The organism is Paucibacter sp. Y2R2-4 (assembly GCF_025717535.1).
Classification (GTDB): Bacteria; Pseudomonadota; Gammaproteobacteria; order Burkholderiales; family Burkholderiaceae_C; genus Paucibacter_A.
Map to the genome: position 1 here is coordinate 380,790 of NZ_JAJIRO010000002.1, position 23,331 is coordinate 404,120.

Below are 23,331 nucleotides of genomic sequence, written 5' to 3' on the forward strand. Positions count from 1 at the left end.
CGCCTCAATTCACCTTGAACCGTGCCACCGATGCCTTCAAGGCATCGGCCGAGCGCGACAACTCATGCACCATTTGGGCGGTGGAGCGTGTGCCCTCGCTGGTCTGCTCGGTCACGGCAAAAATGTGCTGAATATTCGAAGCCACTTCATTGGCGGACCGGGCTTCGCTGAGCGCCTGGCCGGAAATCTGCGCGATCAACTCATCCAGACGACGCGACACCGAGTCGATCTCTTCCAGCGCACGGCCGGCCGCATCGGACAAGCGCGTGCCCTGCACCACGCCCAGAGTCGAGCGCTCCATGGCGGCCACCGCATCGTGGGTGTCGGTCTGAATGGTCTTCACCAGCGCCGCAATGCGTCGCGTCGCATCGCCCGAGCGTTCCGCCAGGCGCTGCACTTCCTCAGCCACCACCGAGAAGCCCCGTCCGGCCTCGCCGGCCGAAGCCGCTTGAATGGCGGCGTTCAGCGCCAGCACATTGGTTTGTTCGGTAATGTCAGAGATCAACTCGGTGATCTCGCCGATTTCTTGCGAAGACTCGCCCAGGCGCTTGATGCGTTTGGAGGTCTCTTGGATGTGCTCGCGGATGGAGTTCATGCCGCTGATATTGTTCTGCATGGCCTGCAGGCCCGACTCGGCCGCTTCGCGAGATTGGCGCGCCACCGTGGCCGTGGCCTGGGCTTGATTCGACACCTCATTGATGCGGCCAGCCATCAAGAGCACGGCCTCGCCGGTAGAGCGGATCTCATGCAACTGCTCTTTAGACGCCGCCAGCAGATCGGTGGAGGTCTGATCCACCTGACCGGTGGTGTCGGTCACCCGTGCTGCGGTGTTTTGCACCTGGCTGACCAGATTGCGCAGTTCTTCCACGGTGTAATTCACCGAGTCGGCAATGGCGCCGGTGATGTCTTCGGTCACCGTCGCCTGTTGCGTCAAGTCGCCTTCAGCGACCGATTGCAACTCATTCATCAAACGCAAAATCGCGGCCTGGTTGGCGTCATTGACGCGTTTGGCTTCGCGCTCCTGCGCCTCAGCCTCGGCTTTTTGCGCCTCAGCCATCTGCGCGCGTTGCGCTTGGTCGGCCACATAAAAGCGCAGAAAGCCCAGCGCACCGACCACCAGGGCGGCCAGCGAGGCCAACATCAAGGCAATCAGCCAGACGCTGACGCCACCGGCTTTTTCCAACTCCAAAGCGACTTGTTCCAGCCCTTTGCGCAGCGCTTCGCTGTCGGCCAAGATGCTGGTCTGCGCTTCACGCGCCGAGACCAGGCCTTGCAAATTACCCAAGATAGAACTGGCCTGGCTGCGCGTTTGTTCGTATTGCTTAAGCAAAGTGGTCAAACGGGTGCGCATCTGCGCATCTTTGGCCGCGCTCAGCTTCAGTTCCGAGCTGCCATTGAGCAGCGCTTCGGTAATCAGCTTGAAAGAGTTCAAATCCTTGCCGAGCAGGAAGACAGCCTCGGGGCTCACGCCCTCTTGCGTCAAGAATTCGTTGGCGCTCTTGCCAATGCGCTGGGTCAACATCACCAACTGGCCCGCAGCGGAGATTTCGGCGGCCGAAGCCCCCTGCTGCAAAGCCTCGGCGGCCACGGCATCGGCACTTTCCAACAGATCCGACGACTGGCGGTTGATGGCCCGCAAGGACAGGCCCACCTCGGTCAAGACTTTTTCCTGGGACTGCACCAACTGGCCGTTCTTCTCGGCGCGCTGCACCAACGGCAATACGGCCTCCAAGCTCGGCTGCACCGCTGCTGGCGCAATCACCAAATCACTACCGCCACTGCGCAGACTGCCGACCACCGCGCTGAGCGTGCTGACGCTTTCACGCAATTCGGCAAAAGCAACGGGGTTGCCCACCAACGCAGCCGAAACCGACTTGGCCATGCGCTGCGACTGCATCAAGGCCTGACCGGTGGCACGCACCTGAGCCGCATTGCGGGAGCCGCCGAGCAAGCTCAAGCTCACCGTGGCCGCGGTTCCGAGCAAGCCCAGCGCCACCAAGAGCGTCAAAACGGCCTGGCGGCGGCCGCTCTTATTCGGTGTGTGCAAAGGACGAGGCTCAGACACCGTGGAGGTGGTGCTGGCAAAGGTTGCGGTGGTTTCGCCAAATTCGGTGCTGACGACTTCGGTCGGCAGCGCTTCAGAAATGATGGACGCCTCGCCGGGGCGGCTGCTGGTCGACGCCTGACCTTGGGTTGAAAGCGGCGCCAGATCGCTTGCACCGCCCGGCGACCGAGGCGCCTCACGCGAGGCGTCGGTATCGGTCTTGCCCAGGTTCTTGATCTTGTCCAGGAAGCTCATCTCACCCTCGTGATGTCGTGTGTTTGCCAGCACTCGGCCAGCCTAGTTCTTGCTAACTCCGAATCAAACCACAACCTGCAAGAACTGTTCATGCTTTGAAAGGGCATCCAAATGCAGTTGTTGCCACGATCGACCTTCGCTATCCCGCATCCGTGGGCCTGCAAAACGTGGCCGCGCGCCCGGCAGCAGCTCATGCGGCAGCGGTGCTTCGGCTTGCAACTGCTCGTCCGCGCGCAGACCAACTAGGCGATCAACCAGCAGGGCGCAATTGATATTCAGATCGGGATTCAAAGACACCAAGCGGGTTTGCGCCGCATCGCTGCGCAACTCAAGGCGCGGACTGCTCTCTCGCAGGCCCAGAAACACCGCCAGATCAATCACGGTGAACAGCCCGCCGCGCAGATTGGCCACCCCGGCCAACCAAGCTTGCGAGTAAGGCACTGGCTTCAAAGCCACCGGCGTAAAAATCTCGGCGGCCTCTTTCAAGGACAGCAAGAGACCATAACCGGCGCATTCGACGGCCAGCCAATTGGCGACTTGGGTCTGCTGCTCGCGCGCCGCTTGCATGCGCTGCGCCAGACGTTGTTGAAGTTCTCGCAGGGCTTGCTTATTGCTCATGGCGCAGATGTGAAGGAGAAGTCTGGCTCAGCCCAGCGCCTTGATCTTGGCCAAAAGCTCTTCGGCCTTGACCGGTTTGACCACATAGTCGCGCGCGCCTTGGCGCATGCCCCAGACCTTGTCGGTCTCTTGGTTCTTGCTGGTGCACATGATCACCGGCACGGCGGCAAAGCGCTCGTCGCGGGTGATGGTGCGCGTCAGCTGGAAGCCGTTTTGACCCGGCATCACCACATCCATCAAGATCAGGTCGGGCGTTTCTTCGGCCAGGCGCTTCATCGCCTCTTCGCCGTTCTCGGCGGTGCGCACCGAGTAGCCGCGCTTGATCAAAAGATCGCTCAGCACATGCAACTCAGTCTTGGAATCATCAACCAGCAGGATTTTGTGAATAGGCATCGCGATTCCTCAGGCAGCGCCAATGGCTGCAGCGGCAAAACTGTCGGCAAGGAGGGAAAGTACGGCGGGCGCAAAGCCCCAGGCGGCGCGCATCAGGCCTCGCGCCGGTGCATTTGCACCGTCTGCAGCAATTGATCCTTGGTGAAAGGCTTGGTGAGGTAGTCTTGAGAGCCCACCATGCGGCCACGCGCCTTGTCGAACAGCCCGTCCTTGCTGGACAGCATCACCACCGGCACGCCAGCAAAGATGGGGTTGCGCTTGATGATGGCGCAGGTTTGATAGCCATCTAGGCGCGGCATCAAGATGTCGCAAAACACCAGGTCGGGCTGGAATTCGCTCAGCTTGGCTAGCGCATCAAAGCCGTCCTCGGCGAGCACCACATCGTGGCCGCCCTGCTTCAGGAAAATTTCAGCGCTGCGGCGAATCGTGTTGCTGTCATCAATGACCAACACTTTGGCGGCATATGCGCGGCTGCCTTCAGGAACTTGCAGGTCCAAGCTTGTCTCTCCTCAAAGCCAACAAGGCACTCAAGCACCCCGGCTGCCGCAGTATGCCCGTCGGCCGAGCGCTTGATCAGAAGAACAAGCCCCGAGATCGCATCAAATTGCAACCATCTCGAAGTCGTCCTTGCGGGCGCCGCACTCGGGGCAAGTCCAGTTCATATCAACGGCGGCCCAGGGCGTACCGGGCGGAATTCCGTGCTCCGGATCCCCCGCGGCCTCGTCGTAAATCCAGCCACAAATCAGGCACATCCAGGTACTTGGGTTGCTCACGATGGGGTTCTTTTTGCTCACTACAATGCAAAGATTGTAGCCACGCCGGCAAGTCCGCCGTGGCGGGTGAATCGGCAAGGACGCAACAGCGAATCCGTTCGCTTTGCACGTTTTGCACGATTCTCCCGCCCTCGGATCCGGTGCGGTCTTGCCGCCTGCGGCCAGCCCATTGCAGTCATCATTGCAGTCATTGCAGCAGCTAATCATTACTGCAGAACCCGACCGATCGCGCCGCAAACCTATGAGCAAAACACCCTCCCCCACAGCAAGCGCTGTTGACCCGACCCTGCCGCCCGAAGGCCAGGAGGAGGCCCAGGCACCGGCTTGTGTGATGAGCTTCAACGCCAGCGAGGCCAGCGGTGCCAGCGGCTTGGCCTGCGATGTCGCAACGATTGCCGCCATGGGCGCACACTGCCTGCCGGTGGTGACGGCCATCGTCATGCGCGACACCGCCGAAGCCTTCGAGCACCACACCCTGGACGCCGACACCATCGCCGAACAAGCGCGCTTGATTCTTGAAGATGTGCCCATCACCGCCTGGAAAGTCGGCTTTCTCGGCAGCCCCGAAGGCGTCAGCGCTGTGGCCGAGGTTTTGAGCGACTACCCCGATGTGCCGCTGGTGGCCTATTTGCCGAATGTGTCTTGGCTGGATGAAGAGCAGCAGCAAAGCTATCTGGATGCCTTCCGCGAGCTGGTGCTGCCGCAAACCCATGTGCTGGTGGGCAACCACAAAACCTTGACCGATTTCTTGCTGCCCGACTGGGACGCCGACCGCCCCGCTTCGCCGCGTGAGCTGGCCGTGGCCGCCGGCCAGCATGGCGCCGCCCATGTGCTGGTGACCGGCATCGGCTTGGCCAATCAGTTTGTCGACAATGTGTTGGCCAATCCGCAAGGCCCCATCACCGGCGAGAAGTTCGAGCGCTTTGAGGTCAACTTCATTGGCGCGGGCGACACCTTGTCGGCCTCTCTGGCCGCCCTGCTCTCGGTGGGCGCCGAAATCCACTCGGCCGTCGGCGAAGCCCTGTCCTTCCTGGACCAAGCGCTGGACGCGGGCTTTCGCCCCGGCATGGGCAATGCCGTCCCCGACCGTTTCTTCTGGGCCTTGCCGCCCGAAGAAGGTGACGAGATCGAGGCCATGCCTGGCGTACCTGTTGAAGCGCCCAGCCTCAGCGTCGAGGACACAACGCCCACGCGCCCGCCTCGCCGCATGCATTGATTGATCGACGGATTGATTGATTGATTGATCTTTTCTATTCAGACACCCTCTGCAGTTTCCATGTCTCAAAACCAAGTCTTGTTCGAACGCGCCCAAAAGGTCATCCCTGGCGGCGTGAACTCCCCAGTGCGCGCCTTCCGTGCGGTGGGCGGCACGCCGCGCTTTATCAAGCGTGGCGACGGCGCTTATATCTATGACGCCGACGGCCAGCGCTATATCGACTACATCGGCTCCTGGGGCCCGATGATTCTGGGCCACGGCCACCCCGCCGTGCTGGAAGCCGTCACCCAGGCCGCGCAAGAAGGCTTCTCTTTTGGCGCGCCGACCGAGCGTGAGATCGAGCTGGCCGAAGAGATCTTGAAGCTGGTGCCCAGCATGGAGCAGGTGCGCCTGGTGTCTTCCGGCACCGAGGCGACCATGAGCGCCATCCGCCTGGCACGCGGTGCCACCGGTCGCAGCAAGTTCATCAAGTTCGAAGGCTGCTACCACGGCCACACCGACGCCTTGCTGGTCAAGGCAGGGTCAGGTCTTGCCACCTTCGGCCACCCGACCAGCGCCGGCGTGCCGGCCGAAGTGGCCCAGCACACCCTGGTGCTGGAGTTCAACCACCTGCCCCAGTTAGAAGAAGCCTTTGCCCTGCACGGCAAGGAGCTGGCCTGCGTGATCATCGAGCCGATCGCCGGCAATATGAATTTCGTGCGCACGCAAACGGCGTACATGAAGCGCCTGCGCGAGCTTTGCACCGAGCACGGCGCCTTGCTGGTGCTGGATGAGGTGATGACCGGCTTCCGCGTCGGTCTGCACAGCGCCCAAGGCCATTACGCCAGCCTGATCCCCGGCTTCAAGCCCGATATCAGCGTCTTCGGCAAGGTCATCGGCGGCGGCATGCCCCTGGCCGCCTTTGGCGCCAGCCGCGAGATCATGAAACATCTGGCCCCGTTGGGCGGCGTCTACCAGGCCGGCACCCTGAGCGGCAACCCGGTGGCCACCGCCTGCGGCCTGGCCACGCTGCGCGAGATCCAAAAGCCCGGTTTCTTTGAAGACCTGTCGGCCAAGACGCGCCGGCTGGTCGACGGCTTGGCGGCGGTCGCCAAAGAGAACGGCGTGCCCTTCAGCGTGGACTGCCAGGGCGGCATGTTCGGCTTCTTCCTGATGGACCAGCTGCCACAGGAATACCAGACCGTGATGACCACCGACAAGGAGCGCTTCAACCGCTTCTTCCACGCCATGTTGGACGCCGGCGTTTACCTGGCCCCGGCGCTGTACGAAGCCGGCTTTGTCTCCGCCGCCCACAGCGAGGCCGACATCCAGGCCACGCTGGACGCCGCTCGCCACGCCCTGCGCTGATCTCAGCGACCCCAGTCATGCCGCACACCGGCCGCCGCTTCACCGCGGCCATCTTCGATATGGACGGTCTGCTGCTCGACTCCGAGCGGCCCATACGTGACGCCTGGCTGCGCCAAAGCGCAGCGGCCGGCATGCCGCTATCTCCCAGCGACTATCTGCTGACCGTGGGGCGCAACCGCGCCGACTGCCTGCAGATCCTGAGCGAAAAACTCGGCTCGCGCGCTAATGCCGAAGCCATGTATGAATCGGTGGATGCCGAAGTCGAGGCGCAATTCCAAGGCCGCGGTTTTGAATTGAAGCCAGGCGCCGAAGCCCTGCTGAGCCGGTTGACGGAGCAAGGCGTGCCACTGGCCCTGGCCTCGTCTACCCGCCATGCCGAGGTGCAGAGGCGTTTGCGCTTGGCCGGCCTGCTCGACTTCTTCGGCAGCAAGGTTCACGGCGGCGATCAGGTGCAGCGCGGCAAGCCGCATCCCGACCTGTTCTTGCTGGCGGCCCAAAGCCTTGGCATGGCTCCTGCTAATGCCTTGGTATTTGAAGACAGCAGCTACGGCGCCCAAGGCGGCCTGAGTGCCGGTATGGGCGTGGTCTTGGTGCCCGATTTGAAGCAGCCCGATCCGGCCGTGGCCGAACGGTGCACCATCTTGCCTTCTTTGAACGACGTTTTGGAACGCTGCCCGCACTGGTTCAGCGCCTGAGCCCCTACGCTTTTCCTTTTTCTTTCTCGCCATGCACATTCACATCCTCGGCATCTGCGGCACTTTCATGGGCGGCTTGGCCGCTTTGGCGCGTGAGGCGGGCCACAAGGTCACCGGCTGCGACGCCAATGTCTACCCGCCGATGAGCGATCAGCTGGAGGCCTTAGGCATTGAGTTGATCAGCGGCTTTGGGGCCGATCAGCTGAGCCTGAAACCCGATCTTTTTGTGATCGGCAATGTGGTCACCCGTGGCGAGAAGTTCCCGCTGATGGAAGCCATTCTGGACGCAGGCCTGCCCTACACCAGCGGCCCGCAATTCTTGGCCGAGCATGTCTTGCAAGGCCGCCATGTGCTGGCCGTAGCCGGCACGCATGGCAAGACCAGCACGACTTCGATGTTGGCCTGGATCTTGGAACACGCCGGCTTGAAGCCCGGCTTCTTGGTCGGCGGCGTGCCGCAGAACTTCGGCGTCTCGGCACGACTGGGCGAAGGCTCTAGCTTCGTCATCGAAGCCGACGAATACGACACCGCCTTCTTCGACAAGCGCAGCAAGTTTGTGCACTACCGGCCGCGCACTGCGGTGCTGAACAACCTCGAGTTCGACCACGCCGACATCTTTGCCGACCTGGCCGCCATCGAGACCCAGTTCCACCATTTGGTGCGCACCGTGCCGGCCAGTGGCCGCATCGTCGTCAATGCGCGTGAAGAGGGGCTGCAGCGCGTGCTCAGCCGCGGCTGCTGGAGTGATGTGCAGCGCTTCGGTGCGCGCAAGGAAGAAAGCGGCACGCTGCGCGCCCGCGGCGAACCGCAGGCCTTTGATGTGCTGCGTGGCAGCCTCAAAGTCGCGCGAGTCGAGTGGTCGCTGTACGGCGAGCACAACCAGCTGAACGCCTTGGCCGCGATCGCCGCCGCCGAGCATGTGGGCGTCACGCCGGAGCAAAGCGCGGCCGCACTGGCTGAGTTCAAGAATGTGCGCCGCCGCATGGAGTTGCGCGGGGAAGTCGCTGGCATCAAGGTCTACGACGACTTCGCTCACCACCCCACCGCCATCCGCACCACGGTGAACGGCCTGCGCCGCCGCATCGCACCGGCCGAGCGCATCCTGGCCATCTTCGAGCCCCGCTCCAACACCATGAAGCTGGGCGCTATGAAGGCGCAGCTGCCCTGGGCGCTGGAAGAGGCTGACCTGAGTTTCTGCAATCAGCTGGGTCTGGACTGGGATGCCAAGGAGGCCCTGGCGCCGCTGGGCGCTCAAGCCCATGTAGGCGCGGATGTGGATGCGTTGGTGGCGGCGGTGGTCAAGCTCGCCAAGCCGGGCGACCATCTGCTGTGCATGAGCAATGGCGGCTTCGGCGGCATCCACGACAAGCTGCTGGCCGCCTTGGCCAAGCGCTGAAATTCGGCGTTAGCGAGCAAGCTCGCTCGCCGAGCTTGCTCCAGCTAGTCCCGTTTCCGAAAGGCCAGCCAAGCCGCCACGGCGGTGAAGCAGAGCACGATCGCCGCAATGATGGCAAAGCCATGTGGATGGTCAGACAGCGGAATGCCGCCCACATTCATGCCAAACATGCCGGCCATGATGTTGATGGGCAGCGCCAGCACGGTCACCACCGTCAAGGTGAAAACGCTGCGGTTGGTCTGTTCGCCCACCTGAGCGGCCATTTCTTCTTGCAAGAGTTTGATGCGCTCTTGCAGCGCGGATAGATCCCGAATCACCAGCGAGAACTCCTCGGTCGCTTGGCGCAATTCGTCCAGATCATGCACAGCCACCCAGGGCGGCGGTTGCCGCAGCAAGCGGAACAAAGCGCCAGGCTCTGGCGCTAACAGTCTTTGCAAGCGCACCAGCACCCGGCGAAGCTGGCCCAGTTCACCGCGTTTCTTTTGCAAACGCCCGCCCAGCAAACCGTCTTCGATCTGATCCACCTGCAGCGTCGCCTCGCGCACGATGCGCACCAGCACATCGCCCTGGTCATTCATCAAATGGTTCAGCAACTCAACGCTAGAGCCAAAGCAGGCGCCGTCTTTGACCGCTTGGCGCAGCCGATCGATGGAACGCAAAGGATGCGCGCGGGCGCTGACCAGCACCCGCTCGCTCACATTGACCCACAAGGTGGCAATCTCTGAGGGGTCAAAGGTGAACTCAAAGGCCACATCGTTGACGACGGCGATCAGGTTGTCGGACGCATCCTCAATGCGGGTGGAGCGCGAGCCCTCACGCAAGGCTTCAAAGAACTCCGGCGGCAGGCTCAAGTTCGCCTGCATCCACTTTTCAGCGGTGGTGTCGGTGAGATTGAAGTGCAGCCAAAGAAACTCTGGCCCAGTCGCTTCAGCGTTCTGGGCGAGCCACGCCATCGCCTCGGTCAAGCCGATCGCGCGGCCCTTTTGGCCCGGGGCCAGCACAAAGCCACAAATCAAGGCGTTGTCCGCCGCACCAAACACATAGTTCATCGGAACCCTCCCCTACACACACCCCGCCCTGGCCTTCACGGACGCACGCACCGCAACTTTTCCGGAACCGGGGCGATTGTGATTCAGGAACAAGACAAGCTCTGCGACGGCTGATGAATATTCACAGCTATGGCGCCCCTCAGCCCAGCCTTTTTACGACCGGCATACCGCGCAAAGTGAGGTTGTTGCCAAGTTGCCAAGAATTGCAGCCAGCTCAGAACAAAGCTTAGAAGGTGGACAGGTGCCGAGCGTCGCCGGGGGCATGATTCCGCTCCTGTCCCCCGCCGCTGCCTTTCAGGCATCGGCTCCTCCTTTACCTCGCGGAACCACACCCCCGACGCCATTCGGCAGTTCCCGCGATTTGCGCCTGCGACGACTGAGCACGGACGTGCTGGATCAGGGCGCATGGGGGCTCTGTGGCGCGAGGTAAAGGAGGAGTCCCGGGCGTAGCCTGGGGCGGGGGACAGGAGCGACACAGAGCCCCCAAGTGGCCTGATCACCGCCAGCCTGAATGACGGCAGTACTCAAGCGCTTTTTAAATCAACACCCATGTGCCGGGTTAAGAAAAAAAGGCCGGCACCTTTCGGCACCGGCCTTCATTCAAGCAAAGCGCTGAGGCTTTAGCTGCGCTGCATATTCGCCTTCAGCACGGCGCTCAGCATGTCCAGGCTTTCGGCGAGGTGAGCGCGGGTTTCGACGCTCAGGCCGCCCTTGGCTGAAGCACTGCGCAGATCCGACTGCAGTTGCACTGCATGGAAGCGCACCATGGCGTAGGCATCGGCCAACAAGCCTGGGCCATTGCCGCGGGTCAGCACGCCTTGCAAACGCTTCAGATGCTCGCGCTGCAGATTGCGGCGCATCGCGTCGATCTCTCCGCCAGTCTTGAGCTCGCTCCACACCGCGTTGTTCAGCGTGCCATAGACCTCAGACAACGACACCAATCCCTTGCGATCCTTCTCGCTGACATAGGCCGGCATGTCGATCAAACGACGTGCGGTGTTGCCCGACATCAAACGATCCAGCACCGTGGTTTGCACCGCAGACACAGCGGCCGGAATCGACAGCTGGCCGCCGCGATCCCACTCGTTGTAGTCCAGCGTTTGCGAGGCCAGGAACTCGGGGCGGAAGCGGAAGGAGTTGGCCGACAAGAGACCGGTCGAGATGAACTTCAGAGCTTCGCGCTGACGTGCAGGATCGACGGCTTTGAAAGCCGGACGGTTGGTGGTGCCTGGGATGTCACGCACCGCGTGCATGCCGCCCACATACTTGCCCGCCAACTCGGCCGAACGCACCAGCTGACGGAAGCTCTCCACGATGGAGCGACGCTGACGCAGCGGATCGGTACCCGGCTCGGGCTTGCGGTCTTGCGCACGGGCCCAGACCTCTTGGCTCAAAGCCAGACGGCGCTTGAAGTAGGCCAGTGGGTCGTCGCCCAAATCGAAGCGGTTGCTGTCCGGGTCGAAGCCATCGTAAGTGCCGCCCACGCCAGCGTCGATATCGTCGGCATAAGCCAGCTGCGGCTCGGTGCTGCGCGCAGCAATCTTGGCCAATTCGGCCGCTTCGGTTTCAGGTGCCAGCGGCTTGTAGGCGTACTCGATCGCCCAGTAGTCATACGCACCCAGCACGGTGTTGGTGTAGCTGCCTTGCGGCTCGCCCTTCAGCGCCAGGTTGTAGGCGTTGTAGTCCATCACCGAATTGGAGATGCCGTACTTCTCGGTGTAGGTCTTGTCGGCCAACTGCTTTTGCGTGACCGAGGTCGAGGCTTTGAAGTTGTGCTTCAAGCCCAGGGTGTGACCCACTTCGTGCGCGATCACGTCCTTGATGACGGCCTGCACGAAGGCTTCGGCCTCAGGGCTGTCGGGCTCGATATCGCCGCGGCCTTCCAGCACGTCCAAGGCAAAGCCCATTTCGGAGGCGGCCTCGTGGGCGTAATTGCAGTAAGCGGCACCGTCATGGCTGTGGCGATTCAAGGGCGACAAGTTGCCTTGCGGCAGCGAGGCCGATTGAGCGCTGAGCGAGCCCAAGTCATTGACGATCATGCGGCGCGAACCACGTGCGAACACATCGCTCATGCCGATGTCGGCGTCGAGGATTTCACCGGTGCGCGGGTCGCTATGGCTGGGGCCAATGGCGAAGCCCACATCGGAGCCGACAAACCAGCGGATCGAGGCGTGACCCGAATCCATATTGTCCCAATCGGCATCGTCCGGCTGCTGCTTGGCCACCACGGCGTTCTTGAAGCCGATCTTCTCGAAGGCCTTGTTCCACTCCAGAATGCCAGCCGCCACCGAGGCGCGGTACTTCTCGGGAATGTTCTTGTCCATCCAGTAGGTGATGGGCTTGAGCGGCTCGCTCAACTCAGCGGCCGGGTCTTGCTTCTCCAGGCGCCAGCGCTTGAGCAAATGCACGCGCACATTGGCCTTTTGGTCATCGCTGTAGTCCGAATAGGACTCCATGAAGTGACCCAAACGTGGGTCCAGCTTGCGGGTGGCCATCGGCAGGTCCGGCAGGGCCTGGAAGTTGTAGACAAAGCTGAAGAACATGCTGCGTGCATCCGGCAGCACTTGCGGCGGCGTGGGCACGGCCACCGGTGGGGGCACCAGCGGCGGCGCGGGGATGCGCGGCGTGGCGAAGTGCACGCGGGCGGTCAGGGTGCTGAGCTTGTCGTCGGCGCGGGCCGCTTCAAACGAAGAGTTGGCGCGGTCTGGCGCGTAAGGCAGGCGATAGACCGCCTCCAGTCGCGTGGACAGGCCGGGGATGTCGTTCAAGAACATGCTGGCATCGACCAGCACCGACTTGCGCTCGGGATGCTCGGCGCTGGCCACCGGGCCGGCTGCCAACAAGCTGGGCGAGAAGGCCTGCTCCACCGCGCGCTTGCCACCACCTTCGCCGCGGAAAGCGGTGTTCAAAGCGACCAGCTGAATCTGGTTGCCGACGCGGCGCCATTCGACCATTTGGTCCGCCACCATCTGGCTGGCGTAGAGGCCGCGCTCGCCGACCGAGCTGGCGATATTGACGGTGAACAAGAAGGGCTTGCCAATCATGGCCTTGGGCACTTCCAGCCAGACCTTTTCGTCCTTGCGCCAGATCGGGAACAAGCCCGCTTGCACCTTGGCGTCCTTGCTGACATCAGCAAAAGGCTTGGGCGCGCTTGGGTCGGCCGGGGGCTTAGGCGCGGCGGCCGAGGCGGCATTGGCCGGAGCCGATGCGGCGGCAGTGGCCGCGGGTTTGGCAGCGGCCGCATTGGCGGGGGCTGTGGTGCTGGCCGCGGCTGCGGCCGGAGCGGCACCTTCGGGCGTCGTCGTCGCACAAGCGCTCAACAGAGACACGGCGGCGGCCACGGCCGACAAACTCAGGCGGCGTTGGCCGGCCGGGGAAACAAAGGTCAAACTCATTCAGACCATCCTGGGGCTATTGAACGGATCGGATGAGCGAGCGCGGGTGGCGCGTCGCTCGAAAAAATGTCCGGTCGGCGGCACAGGGCGGGTGGCCCAGTCTGCCAACAGGACGAGCAAATCATAAAGTCGGCAACTGTGACCGCGCGCGCGAAACCCGTCAATGCGAAGAGCCGCGTTTCAGACCCTGAACCCCGTGATTCGTCGCAAGTCGTCACAGCAGCCAGGGTTAACACGGAGCTAGACTGCGGCTCATGAGTTCCATTCAAGACAGCTGCACCACCCATCTGCTTTATCTGCACGGCTTCCGCTCTTCGCCGCGCTCCGCCAAGGCACTGCGCATGCGTGAATGGGTGGCGCAGCACCGCCGCGATCTGGTCTTTGCCTGCCCGCAACTGCCACCCTCCCCGGCCGAGGCCATGGACTTGTTGGAGACGCTCACTCGCGATTGGCCCCACGACACCAGCGCTTTGATGGGCAGCTCGCTGGGCGGCTTTTACGCCACCGTGCTGGCCGAGTGGCCGCGCTTCCAACAAAGCCGCGCGGTGTTACTGAACCCGGCCGTCGATCCGGCCCGCGACCTCGAGAAACACATCGGCGAGCAAAGCTGCTGGCAAGACCCGCAGGACCGGTTTTTCTTTAAGGCCGAGTTCATCGAACAACTGCGGCAGATTCGAGTCCCGAACAGCAGCGCCCCGCAGCGCCTGCTGGCCGTGGTGGCCAAGGGCGATGAAGTGCTGGACTGGCGCGAAATGCACGCCCGCTACCAAGCCGGCCGCATCTCGCTGCTGGAAGGCAGCGACCATGGCTTGAGCGACTTTGAGGACTATCTGGCCGATCTCTGCCAATTCCTGCGCTTGCCCGTCCCACACCCGCAGCCTTGATCTCGCTCAAAGCCAGCGCAGATGCGCGCGCGGCCAGCGCTTCTCGTCATGTGACTGACATGCATTGATCTCATGCTCCAAGGCATGGCGTCGCCCCCGGCTCTTGCTCGCGAGAGTCGGCCTGGCGCTTCATCCCACCTGGAGCCTGATCGCATGAATGCACCCGATCTCTTGCGCAGCGACTGGATGCGCAACCGCACCTATGAGGAGTTAGCGCTGGGTCAAAGCGCACGCCTGGTACGCACCCTCCAGCCCACGGACATTCAAGCCTTTGCCTTGGTGTCGGGCGATGTGAACCCTGCCCACCTGGACGCCGAGTACGCCGAAGGCACGCGCTTTCACGGCGTGATTGCCCATGGCATGTGGGGCGCAGCGCTGATTTCCTCGGTGCTTGGCAATGAGTTCCCAGGGCCTGGCACCATCTATATGGAGCAAACCTTGCGCTTTGCGCGGCCGGTGCATGTGGGCGACACCTTGACCATTGTGCTGACGGTGATGGAGAAGCTCGACGACTCGGGCGTGGTCAAGCTCAGCTGCGAAGCCTGCAATCAAAAAGGCCAAACCGTCATCAGCGGCATGGCCACCGTGCTGGCGCCGCGCCACAAGATCGAGAGACCGCGCCCAGCGCTGCCGGTCATGCAGTTGTTCGACGCCGAAGCACGACTCGACGCATGGCTGAGCCAGATCAAATTGCCCGCGCCACTGCCCTGCGCCGTGGTCCACCCCTGCAATGCGGAAGCCCTGAGTGCAGCCTTGATGGCCCAGACGCGAGGCCTGATCGAGCCGCTGTTGCTCGGCCCCGAAACCCGCATTCGCGCCCTGGCCGACGAGCTAGGCCTGGACCTGCACGGCTGCCGCTTCATGCCCACGCCGCACAGCCATGCCGCCGCCGAACAGGCCTGCGCCATGGCGACTCAAGGCGAGCTGGCCCTGCTGATGCAAGGCAGCTTGTCCAGCGAAGAGCTGCTGCAAGCCTTGCAGGCCACACCCGCAAAGCCGAGTGGGCAGCGCTTGGCTCAGATCCAACGCTTTGACATCCCAACCTATAGCAAGCCGCTTTTCATCGCCGATGTGGGCATCAATCTGCATCCCAACTTGGAAGCCAAGGCCGACATCCTGCGCCACGCCATCACCCTCGCCCATGCAACCGGTTTGGCCCAGCCCAAGGTGGCGCTCTTGTCGGCAGTGGAAACCGTGTCCGAGCGCATCGCCTCGACCCTGGACGCCGCGGCCCTATGCAAGATGGCTCAGCGTGGGCAGATCGAAGGCGCGCTTTTGGACGGGCCCTTGGCCTTTGACAATGCCATCAACCCGGAAGCCGCCCGGCTGCACGGCATGAACTCAGCCGTGGCCGGTGATGCGGACATCTTGCTGGTGCCGGATTTGGAGTCCGGCAGTCTCTTGGGTAAATTGCTGGAGTACATGGCCGGCGCTGTCAGTTGCAGTGTGCTGTTAGGCGCGGCGCAGCCGGTGGCCATGAATGGGCGCAGCGACAGTGCTCAAGCACGGCTGGGCTCGCTCGCTTTGGCTGCGCTCGCGGCCAGCCACGGCTAGTCCAGGCGAATCACCTCATCGCCGGCCTCGGCCTGGCAGCTCTGGGCAAGCGCTGGCCCCCAGCCGCGGCGCACCAGCACCTGCTGCTGGGTGTGGCAGAACTCGATGCGCTGGGCACCTGGAATGGCGGTCTGAACAAAGGCTTCAATGGCGGCCGGCATGCTGACGCGATAGCGGCCGGCCTGCTGATCGGTGCCGGGGTGATCATCGTTATGCACCCAGGGAATCGCCGCCGCGGCGGCCCAAAGCAAGGGCTGAAAACCCAGATCAAAAGTGGCCGGCTGGTAGGCCTTCGCTTGCAACCAGCCCTGGGCCTGCGCTCGCAAATCCTGCGTCGCCTGCCCCGACCCTTCTATCGACCCAGCCAAGCCACCAAAAACACTGGCCAGCAACTCCACCACCCACTGATTGCAGTTTTGATAGCGGGTGCTGAAAGCATAGGCATTGGCGCTGTAGTCGGGGGCCAGCAGGCTCAGCGCATGCCGGCGGTCCAGGGCCGCGCGCTCGATGTGCGCCGACTGCGGCTGCGGCAAAAGCAGCACCGACAGGAAAGCCACTTCTTTCGAATTGGCGCCCAAGAGGAAGCCGGACAAGCCCTGGTCATACAGGCGCGGCTGAGCCTGATCGCAGGCGTAATACAGCTGCCGCACCGACCAAGGCGTGTTCTCGCTCGCCTTCAGTGCAAAGCCGGCATGCGAGTAGCGCATGCCAAAACGCCCGAGCTCGGTGCCAGCCCGGGCCACCAAGGCCACGCCATGGCCGCTACGATCGAGCTCGCTCTTGACCACCGCGGCAAATCTCAGCAATTTGTCTTGCTGACCCGCATCCAGCTGCGGCGGCTGCTCACAAAATCGCAGTCCGCCGGCCAAGGCTCCAGCGGAGCTTGCGCTCAACAAGAGCGCAACACAGGCCCGCACCGGCTGTGAAATGCCCCTCACTCAGAGCACGAGGCTCTGGCTGTTCAGTTCGCGGTACCACTCGTCGGTCAAGACCAGGAAGAAGGCTTGTTTGGTCTTGTGGTCGGCAAACTCCAGGCCGTAAGCGTGTTCGCGAGCGGTGACCATTTGGCCGGTGCTCAGCCCGGTCTTCTCAAAAGTCTTCTGCGGCAGCACCAAGAAAGCCAGTTCCTGCGCTTGTCCTTGCGACGCTGCAGCTTGCAACTGCAGGCGCACCATACCGGCCTGGTCGGGCACGGCCGCCACATCGATGATGCGGTAGTCACCCGCCGAAGCGGTCTTTTCATTGCTGGACGAAGCGCTGGATTGCTGCGAAGACTTGGAGCCGCTGCTGGCGGCGCTGCTGGCACCCTCGGCAGCCGACGAAGCGGTGGAGCTGGCAGCACCCGCTGGATTGGCCGTTAGGGCCAACAAACTCAGGCACAGGCTGGCAGCAGCCGAATGAACGTTCATGGCGTTCAAATTGATACGAGACTTCATCATCGTCAGGCCTTCTTCATGGGTGGATTGAGCGGCGGCAATGGTAGCAAGCCGGCAAGACACCCAGGTTTCAAACCCGAAGAATCTCCGCTGTCTCGGTCTGTGCCGGCACCAGGTCTCGCCGCAACTGCGCCAACTCATCCAGCAGTCCGGGTGGGCAGCAGCGCTCGGTTTGCACCTGACCGGCATAGACACAGGCCTCGTTGCCATCCAAGCTGATCCAATCCCCTTCGCGCAGAAGGCGTTCGCCAAAACGAACCTCGTGCGCAGCTTCGTCCAATTGCATGCCCTCGCAGGCCAGCAGGCAGACCTTGCCCATCTGCCGTGCCACCACGGCGGCATGCGAGGTGCGGGCGCCGTTTTGGGTCAAGAGGCCCAAAGTGAGCGCCAAGGCGGCGCTGTCGGCGGTTTCAGCGTCACGCCGCAACAGCACAGCCGGCTGGCCGGCCGCCTGGGCCGCCAGCGCGCCGGCTTCGTCCAACACGATGCGTCCGGTCACCACCCCGCTGCTGGCCGCCTGCGCACGCGCCAGCGGCTGCAGCGCTTGGCCATCGGCGGCGAGTACGCGGCTGATCTGCAGGGCCTCGGCGTCCAGGCCCACACAGCGTTGCCGGGCGGTCGCTTGACCGATCACACCCTCGCGCCACAGGTCCAGCGCAATACGGGCCTGGGCTTGCGGGCTGCGTTTGCCGTCGCGCGTCTGCAGCAAATACAAACGTCCCTCCTGCACGGTGAACTCAAATTCCTGCATCTCGCCCATCTGGCGCTCCAGGCGCCCACAAGCTTGCTGCAGTTCCTCCCAGACCTGAGGCAAAACCTGCTGCAACTGTTCATGCCCCTGAGCGCTGCGACGCCCCGAGACCACGTCTTCGCCCTGTGCATTGAACAAGAAATCCACCCACAGGCCGGGCGCGCCGCTACGCGGGTCGCGGGTGAAGCCGACCCCTGCGCCCGAGCGCGCGCCGGCATTGCCGAACACCATGGCCTGCACGGTGACGGCCGTGCCAATGGCATCGGCAACACCATGAGCGGCACGGTAACTGCAAGCCTTGGCGGACTGCCAAGACGCGAAAACAGCCGCAATCGCCTGTTGCAGCTGCGCCTGCGGCGACTGCGGAAAGGCGCTGCCGGCGGCTTCTTGGTAAAGCTGTAAAAAGCGCTGCGTCAGGCCGCGCAGCTCGGCAAAGTCGAGCTGGCGTTCATCGCGCCCCGCGCACAGGCGCTTCAACTCGTCCTCGAACAGTTCGGCGGGCAGGCCGCCCACCACCTCGGCAAAGCTGGCAATCAAACGGCGGTAGGCGTCCCAAGCCAGACGCGGATTGCCGGTCTGGCGAATCAGGCCCTGCACCGTGGCGTCGTTCAGGCCGATATTGAGCAGGGTTTCCATCATGCCGGGCATGGACACCGGCGCGCCGGATCGGACCGACAGCAGCAAAGGCCGGGCCGCATCGCCAAAACGCAGCGCGCCACTGGCCGACTCCAAAGCTTGCAGCGCGCTCGCCCAGGTCTCGGGGCTCGCTGCCTCGCTGCGCTTCTCCGCATCCGCGCAGAACTGCGTGCCCAAGACAAAGGCCGGCGGCACCGGCAGGCCCATCTGCGCCATACGCAACAGATTGAAGGCCTTGAAGCCCAGGCGCTGCGGGCTGGCCTGGGCCAGCGCTGTTTGGCCGGCGCAGCCCAAGAGAAAGAGATCCGGCGGCAAGGCCGCTGTGCTGCTGGCCTTCATGCGCCCACCTCGGTCTTGCTGAACACCAGCTCGCGCATGGCATAGGCCGCATTGAGCAAGCGATCCGAAGCCTGCTCTAACTGATTGGCCAAGTCGTTGACCAACATCAGCGCGGCCGCGTTGGTCAGCTCAGCGGCCATGCAGCGCTTGGCCGCCCGCAGCAACTCGTCGCATTGGCGCTCGGCACGCAAGACCTGCCAGGTGGCGGCCACAAACTCATCATGCTCGGCAGCTTCGCTGGCCGCATTCAGGCCACGCGCCACGGCCACCGCCTTGACCTGCTCTTGCGTCGCATGCAGCACCGCTTGCGCCAGCTGCGACAGCAAATCGCGCAGCTCGCGGTTCCAGCCTTGGTGATGATGATCGGCAATCAAGCTCAGCAAGAAGGCGCATTCCTCCAGCGCGTCGGCGGCATCGTCCGCCGGTTGCAAAAGGTTCGCAAACGCGGCCCAGCGCGGCTGGCGACGCGCTCGCTCGCGGGCCTGCATGACCAAATGGTCAGCCTGGCGCTCCCAGGTCTTGGCGCGCTGAGCCAGCTTGGTGGCGGCGTCTTTGTCTTGCTCCCAGCCATGCGCCAGGGCCTGGCTGATGCCCTCGGCCAAGGTCTGGCAATAGGCGGCGTGCTCGGCCAAGAGGTCAAACTCGGGCGCACGCTGTTGCAACTGCCGCGCCAGCAGCAAGCGGGCTTCATCGGCCACCAGAGCGCTGGGCTGGTTTTGCAGCAAGGCGTGTGAAGCCAGGCGCAGCACCTCGATCAAAAAGACCTGCGCACCGCTCTCGCCCAAGACCTCGTCCAGGCGATCGCCAATGCGAAAGGCATCAGCCCCCAGGGCCTGCATGGCTTCGAACAACATGCGCTCGCCGCCCGCTTTCAGCCAAGCCATATGGCCCACTTCCAGCCGGGCCGCCTCGGCCAGCACCGCAATCGCCTCCCGCTTGCCAACAAAGTTCAGCAGACGCTTGCGGGCTCGGTTCCAGTCGATCAAGAAGACGATGCGCGAAGCCACGCCCTCCAACATCCACAAGAGCTGGGCTTCGTCCTCGGCCGCAAAGCGAGCGGTGCCCAACTGATAGGCCTCGCCTTGATTCAGCCCCGCCGAGACGCGCGCCTCCGGCACGGACCATTGCCCGCCATAAGCGGCCAGTTGCGCCTGGAAAAACTCGAAACGGGTTTTGTGCAGATCTGAATAGGTCAGGCTGATGCTCAAACCTTGCACCTGCAGCACCAGCACATGCGCATCATTGGTGCCGATATCGTTTTGGATCAGCAAGCGCTCGCCGTCGCGGGTGGCGGCCGTGTCCAAACCGGGGTGGTCAAACTTCAAAGGCGCGGTGCGCTGCAGGCCGCGCATGAAAGCGGCCACACGGGGCCGATCGCCCTCCTCCAAGGCCCAGACATGGGCGCCCTCAATCAGCTCGCTGGCCAAGCTGGCGGCCAGCTGGTTGAGCTGTTTGTGCAGGTCCATCACCAAGAGGTGCAAGCTGTCGTCCGCAGCCTCGCCATGTTTGGCACGGTGGCCATGGCTCAGGCTGCGCAGCAAGGCAGGGCTGAGCAGTTCGTCTTGCACGGCCTCCAGGCTCGCGGTCCAGCGCGCCACTCGCTCGCGCGTGGCGCGGTCGATTTCGATTTGCAACAGGGGCCGAGCCATCAAGGCCAGGTCTTCGGCCAGTTGGGCGGCCAGGCGCGGCAGCTCGGGCAAGAGCACGTCTTCGCCCTCGCGGCTGGCCTGGGCCGGCATCTCGCGCAGCCAGGCGGCGTCCAGGCTGGCTGCGGCCATCTCGTGGCGCAAATCCGGCAAAGCCTCTTTAGGCGCCATGGCGTGGTTGGCGGCGGCTTGCAAGACCGTCAGGCACAGTTTCAATCGATCATTGGCCAGCAAGGCGGTTTTGACCCAGGCGGGCAAGAGCAGGCTGTGCTGACCCAGGGAAGCGACGGCGTCGGACTTTTGCATGATGGTGGCCGGAACAAAACGGCTCGCAATAAAGGGCCTGGCCAGTATGTTCAGTGCCGCGTGACAAGGGCGTTACAGCCGCTTGAATACGGCCTTAGCAGACCCTCTGCATGCAAAGCCCTTGATCTGGCGCAAATCGCAAAGCGCCGGGCAAGAAAAAAGCCGGGCCCTCTGGATGAGGACCCTGCTTTGGCTAAAGGTCTAGACGCCTGAAGAAATCAGGCCAGCCCATCAACGCTTGGGCGCAAACGCAGCATCACCAAACTGCCAGAGGAAGAAGCTCCACACATCGGCGGTTTCGTCCAGGCGCTGCGCCACGCTGGAGCCCATGCCGTGGCCGGCTTCAAAGTCCACGCGCAGAATCACCGGGCGGGTCTTATAGCTGCCGGGGTTGGCGGTTTGCATGCGAGCGGCGAGTTTCGACGGGATCCAGGCTTCCACACGCGGGTCGTTCGCACCGGTGGTAACGATCACGGCCGGATAGTTCTGGCCGTCCTTGACGCGGTGATAAGGGCTGATCGCATACATGCTCTTGAAGTGCGCCGGGTTGGTGACCGTGCCGAACTCGGCAATATTCGGTGCGCCATTCAGCGTCAATTCCATGCGCAACATATCGGACAAGCCCACCGCGCTTTGCGCCGCGGCGAACAGCTCCGGCCGCTGCGTCACCGCGCCGCCGATGGTGATGCCGCCGGCACTGCCGCCGGTGCCGGCCAGGGTGGCGGGCGAGGTGTATTTGTTGGCGATCAACCATTCGGCGCAGGCGATGAAGTCCGACACCGTGTTTTGCTTGGTGGCGATATAGCCGCCACGATGCCATTCCTCACCCAGCTCGCCGCCGCCGCGCACATGACAAACCGCCTGCACGCCGCCGCGCTCCAACCAAGCCAAGCGGGTCGCGCCAAAACGCGGCTCTTGGGTGATGCCGTAAGCGCCATAAGCCGTCAGAACCGTGGGACGCTTGCCGTCCAAAGCCACACCCTTGGGCGCCAGGATGGACAGCGGCACCATCACACCGTCATGGCTCTTGACCATGACGCGGCGCGCGTCGACACCCGAAGCATCCACGGCCAAGGTCTTTTGAATGTCCAGCTTGCGGGCCGGGGCGTCCAGCTTGCCGCCGGCTTGCAGCAAGAGGCTTTGCGGCGCTTGGGTCCAGCCTTCCAGCAAGACCAGCAACTCGCCGCCCTTCAGCGGCGTCACATTGCGCAAGGTGCCTTCAAACGGCAGGGCCACCGTGCCCACTTGAGCCGACTTGCCATGTGCGTGCGCCACGCGCCAGAGCTTGCTAACGCCCGCGTCCAAGGACTTCACATACACCGCATCTTCAGCGGGCATCAGCTCTTGCAGCACGCTCTCACCAGCGGCCATCGCGGTCTTGAAGGCCGGCTTGGCGGTCTTCAGGTCCAGGCTCAGCAGATCCCGGCGCGAGGCCTTCTTTTGGCTCAATGCATAGACGGTGCTGCCGGCCAAGGCGGCGCGAGTGATCTTGTCGCTGGACGAGATCACCTGACGCCACGCCGCTTGACCACCCAGCTTTTGCACCTGGTCCAGGCTGGCCACCCAGTAGGAGCGCTCCGCCGCGTCACCGTGCAAGACCTCGGCCAGCACCCAGGGCGAGCCCTTGCTGACATGCACATGGAAGAGGTCGGGCACCTCGAACTTGATCTTTTTATTGGCTTCCCAGCCGAACACCGCCACATCCTTGGCCGGGTCCTGGCCCAGGATGTGCAGGAACAGCGCGCTCTTGTTGTAGCGCTCCTCGACCGGGTGGCGGTTGTAGATAAAGCCGCTGCCATCGGGCAACCAGGCCATGCCGCCTTCGTTCAGGCCGGTGCGATCGATGGTGTCGGCCAGGAACTTGCCGGTGGCAGTGTCCAGCACCCGCAGCACGCTGTTCTCGGAGCCGCCCTTGGACAGGCCAATCGCCATCAATTTGCCGTCCGGCGAGACGCTGTTCCAGTCGACGGCATGCTTGCCGGGCTCACCCGGCAAGTTGTTCGGGTCCAGCAGCTCGCGCTCGGCGCCTTCCAGACCCTCGCGAATCCACAGGCTCGCCTGGTTCTGGCCGGGCTTGCGCTTGAAGTAAAACAAGCGGCCCGTCACCATTTCGTAGCCGCCGGTGCTTTCGCCCGCATCGGCCAGGGCGCCCAAGCGTGCGCGTAAGGCGGCCCGACCCGGCAATTCAGCCAGCACGCCGGCAGCGTAATCCGCCTGGGTGCGCATCCAAGCCTGCATCTCGGGGGACTTTTGATCCTCCATCCAGCGGTAGGGGTCGACCACCGAGGTGCCGTGATACACATCGGTCACGGGCTTGACCGGTGTGGCGGGATAAGGGCTTTGCGCTTGTGCGGCAAACGAAGCGCAAAGGGCGGCAACAAGGGCGGACTGGATGAGGATGCTGGGTTTCATTTTTGGCCTGTCGTTCAGAACTGACTTCCGCGGTAGCGGCGAATTCGAAGCGAAACAGTGTACGCACGATGAAGGCTGGGTCTGAAAGTGATGTCCAGCGCTATCATCCGGCCGCCTCGCCGAGCCGACCCTGAAGCTGGGGCAGGCCCAGGCTGCGAAGCCGCCCGCTGAGAACCATGCAAGTGA

General features: G+C 63.3%; 18 protein-coding genes. 6 read left to right on the forward strand and 12 right to left on the reverse strand.

Features of this window, described 5'->3' with window-relative positions; translation table 11 throughout:
• Positions 1-4: 4 nt before the first annotated feature.
• From LNV06_RS08550 to LNV06_RS08570, 5 genes are all read right to left on the reverse strand, one after another.
• The gene (locus LNV06_RS08550) at positions 5-2,299 is read right to left on the reverse strand and encodes a methyl-accepting chemotaxis protein (protein WP_263537841.1); all 2,295 of its coding nucleotides are present in this window, start codon (positions 2,297-2,299) and stop codon (positions 5-7) included.
• Between the two features lie 63 nt (positions 2,300-2,362).
• Positions 2,363-2,917 carry a chemotaxis protein CheW gene (locus tag LNV06_RS08555; protein ID WP_263537842.1) on the reverse strand — a complete coding sequence of 185 codons (555 nt, stop codon included), beginning with the start codon at positions 2,915-2,917 and terminating at the stop codon, positions 2,363-2,365.
• 27 nt (positions 2,918-2,944) lie between these two features.
• Positions 2,945-3,310, reverse strand: coding sequence for a response regulator transcription factor (locus LNV06_RS08560; RefSeq protein ID WP_263537843.1), 366 nt, complete (start codon positions 3,308-3,310; stop codon positions 2,945-2,947).
• A gap of 92 nt (positions 3,311-3,402) precedes the next feature.
• Positions 3,403-3,807, reverse strand: coding sequence for a response regulator (locus LNV06_RS08565; protein ID WP_318013460.1), 405 nt, complete (start codon positions 3,805-3,807; stop codon positions 3,403-3,405).
• Between the two features lie 102 nt (positions 3,808-3,909).
• Positions 3,910-4,062: a rubredoxin gene (locus LNV06_RS08570; protein ID WP_263538328.1), complete on the reverse strand. Its 153-nt coding sequence runs from the start codon at positions 4,060-4,062 to the stop codon at positions 3,910-3,912.
• A gap of 262 nt (positions 4,063-4,324) precedes the next feature.
• On the opposite strand from LNV06_RS08570, the gene thiD reads away from it, so the two are divergent.
• The 4 genes from thiD to mpl are packed head-to-tail and all read left to right on the forward strand — an operon-like array spanning position 4,325 to position 8,737.
• Positions 4,325-5,299: a bifunctional hydroxymethylpyrimidine kinase/phosphomethylpyrimidine kinase gene (gene thiD / locus LNV06_RS08575; RefSeq protein WP_411970088.1), complete on the forward strand. Its 975-nt coding sequence runs from the start codon at positions 4,325-4,327 to the stop codon at positions 5,297-5,299.
• 60 nt (positions 5,300-5,359) lie between these two features.
• The gene (gene hemL / locus LNV06_RS08580) at positions 5,360-6,646 is read left to right on the forward strand and encodes a glutamate-1-semialdehyde 2,1-aminomutase (protein ID WP_263537844.1); all 1,287 of its coding nucleotides are present in this window, start codon (positions 5,360-5,362) and stop codon (positions 6,644-6,646) included.
• A 17-nt stretch (positions 6,647-6,663) separates the two neighbouring features.
• Positions 6,664-7,341 carry an HAD family hydrolase gene (locus tag LNV06_RS08585; RefSeq protein WP_263537845.1) on the forward strand — a complete coding sequence of 226 codons (678 nt, stop codon included), beginning with the start codon at positions 6,664-6,666 and terminating at the stop codon, positions 7,339-7,341.
• Positions 7,342-7,372: 31 nt separating this feature from the next.
• Positions 7,373-8,737: a UDP-N-acetylmuramate:L-alanyl-gamma-D-glutamyl-meso-diaminopimelate ligase gene (gene mpl, locus LNV06_RS08590; protein ID WP_263537846.1), complete on the forward strand. Its 1,365-nt coding sequence runs from the start codon at positions 7,373-7,375 to the stop codon at positions 8,735-8,737.
• Positions 8,738-8,781: 44 nt separating this feature from the next.
• On the opposite strand, the gene LNV06_RS08595 is transcribed toward mpl, so the two are convergent.
• Together LNV06_RS08595 and LNV06_RS08600 are read right to left on the reverse strand one after the other, a co-directional pair.
• Complete coding sequence (locus tag LNV06_RS08595) at positions 8,782-9,786, reverse strand: transporter (protein ID WP_263537847.1); 1,005 nt, start codon at positions 9,784-9,786, stop codon at positions 8,782-8,784.
• Positions 9,787-10,406: 620 nt separating this feature from the next.
• On the reverse strand, positions 10,407-13,181 hold the full coding sequence (locus LNV06_RS08600; RefSeq protein WP_263537848.1) for a zinc-dependent metalloprotease: 2,775 nt from the start codon (positions 13,179-13,181) through the stop codon (positions 10,407-10,409).
• 254 nt (positions 13,182-13,435) lie between these two features.
• Between LNV06_RS08600 and LNV06_RS08605 the strand changes: the two genes are divergently transcribed.
• On the forward strand, positions 13,436-14,065 hold the full coding sequence (locus tag LNV06_RS08605) for a YqiA/YcfP family alpha/beta fold hydrolase (protein ID WP_263537849.1): 630 nt from the start codon (positions 13,436-13,438) through the stop codon (positions 14,063-14,065).
• Between the two features lie 153 nt (positions 14,066-14,218).
• The gene (locus tag LNV06_RS08610) at positions 14,219-15,619 is read left to right on the forward strand and encodes a bifunctional enoyl-CoA hydratase/phosphate acetyltransferase (protein WP_263537850.1); all 1,401 of its coding nucleotides are present in this window, start codon (positions 14,219-14,221) and stop codon (positions 15,617-15,619) included.
• On the opposite strand, the gene LNV06_RS08615 is transcribed toward LNV06_RS08610, so the two are convergent.
• The 5 genes from LNV06_RS08615 to LNV06_RS08635 all read right to left on the reverse strand — a co-directional run bounded on the left by LNV06_RS08615 (position 15,616) and on the right by LNV06_RS08635 (position 23,145).
• Positions 15,616-16,512 carry a DUF2145 domain-containing protein gene (locus tag LNV06_RS08615; RefSeq protein ID WP_263537851.1) on the reverse strand — a complete coding sequence of 299 codons (897 nt, stop codon included), beginning with the start codon at positions 16,510-16,512 and terminating at the stop codon, positions 15,616-15,618. The two genes, LNV06_RS08610 and LNV06_RS08615, sit on opposite strands and share 4 nt — an antisense overlap.
• 45 nt (positions 16,513-16,557) lie before the next feature.
• The gene (locus LNV06_RS08620; RefSeq protein ID WP_263537852.1) at positions 16,558-17,058 is read right to left on the reverse strand and encodes a hypothetical protein; all 501 of its coding nucleotides are present in this window, start codon (positions 17,056-17,058) and stop codon (positions 16,558-16,560) included.
• A 67-nt stretch (positions 17,059-17,125) separates the two neighbouring features.
• Positions 17,126-18,781 carry a PEP/pyruvate-binding domain-containing protein gene (locus LNV06_RS08625; protein WP_263537853.1) on the reverse strand — a complete coding sequence of 552 codons (1,656 nt, stop codon included), beginning with the start codon at positions 18,779-18,781 and terminating at the stop codon, positions 17,126-17,128.
• A complete protein-coding gene (locus LNV06_RS08630) occupies positions 18,778-20,733 on the reverse strand; it encodes a DUF47 family protein (protein ID WP_263537854.1) in 1,956 nt (651 codons plus the stop codon). The genes LNV06_RS08625 and LNV06_RS08630 overlap by 4 nt, the downstream gene beginning before the upstream one ends.
• Positions 20,734-20,964: 231 nt before the next feature.
• Positions 20,965-23,145: a prolyl oligopeptidase family serine peptidase gene (locus LNV06_RS08635; RefSeq protein ID WP_263537855.1), complete on the reverse strand. Its 2,181-nt coding sequence runs from the start codon at positions 23,143-23,145 to the stop codon at positions 20,965-20,967.
• Between the last annotated feature and the right edge of the window lie 186 nt (positions 23,146-23,331).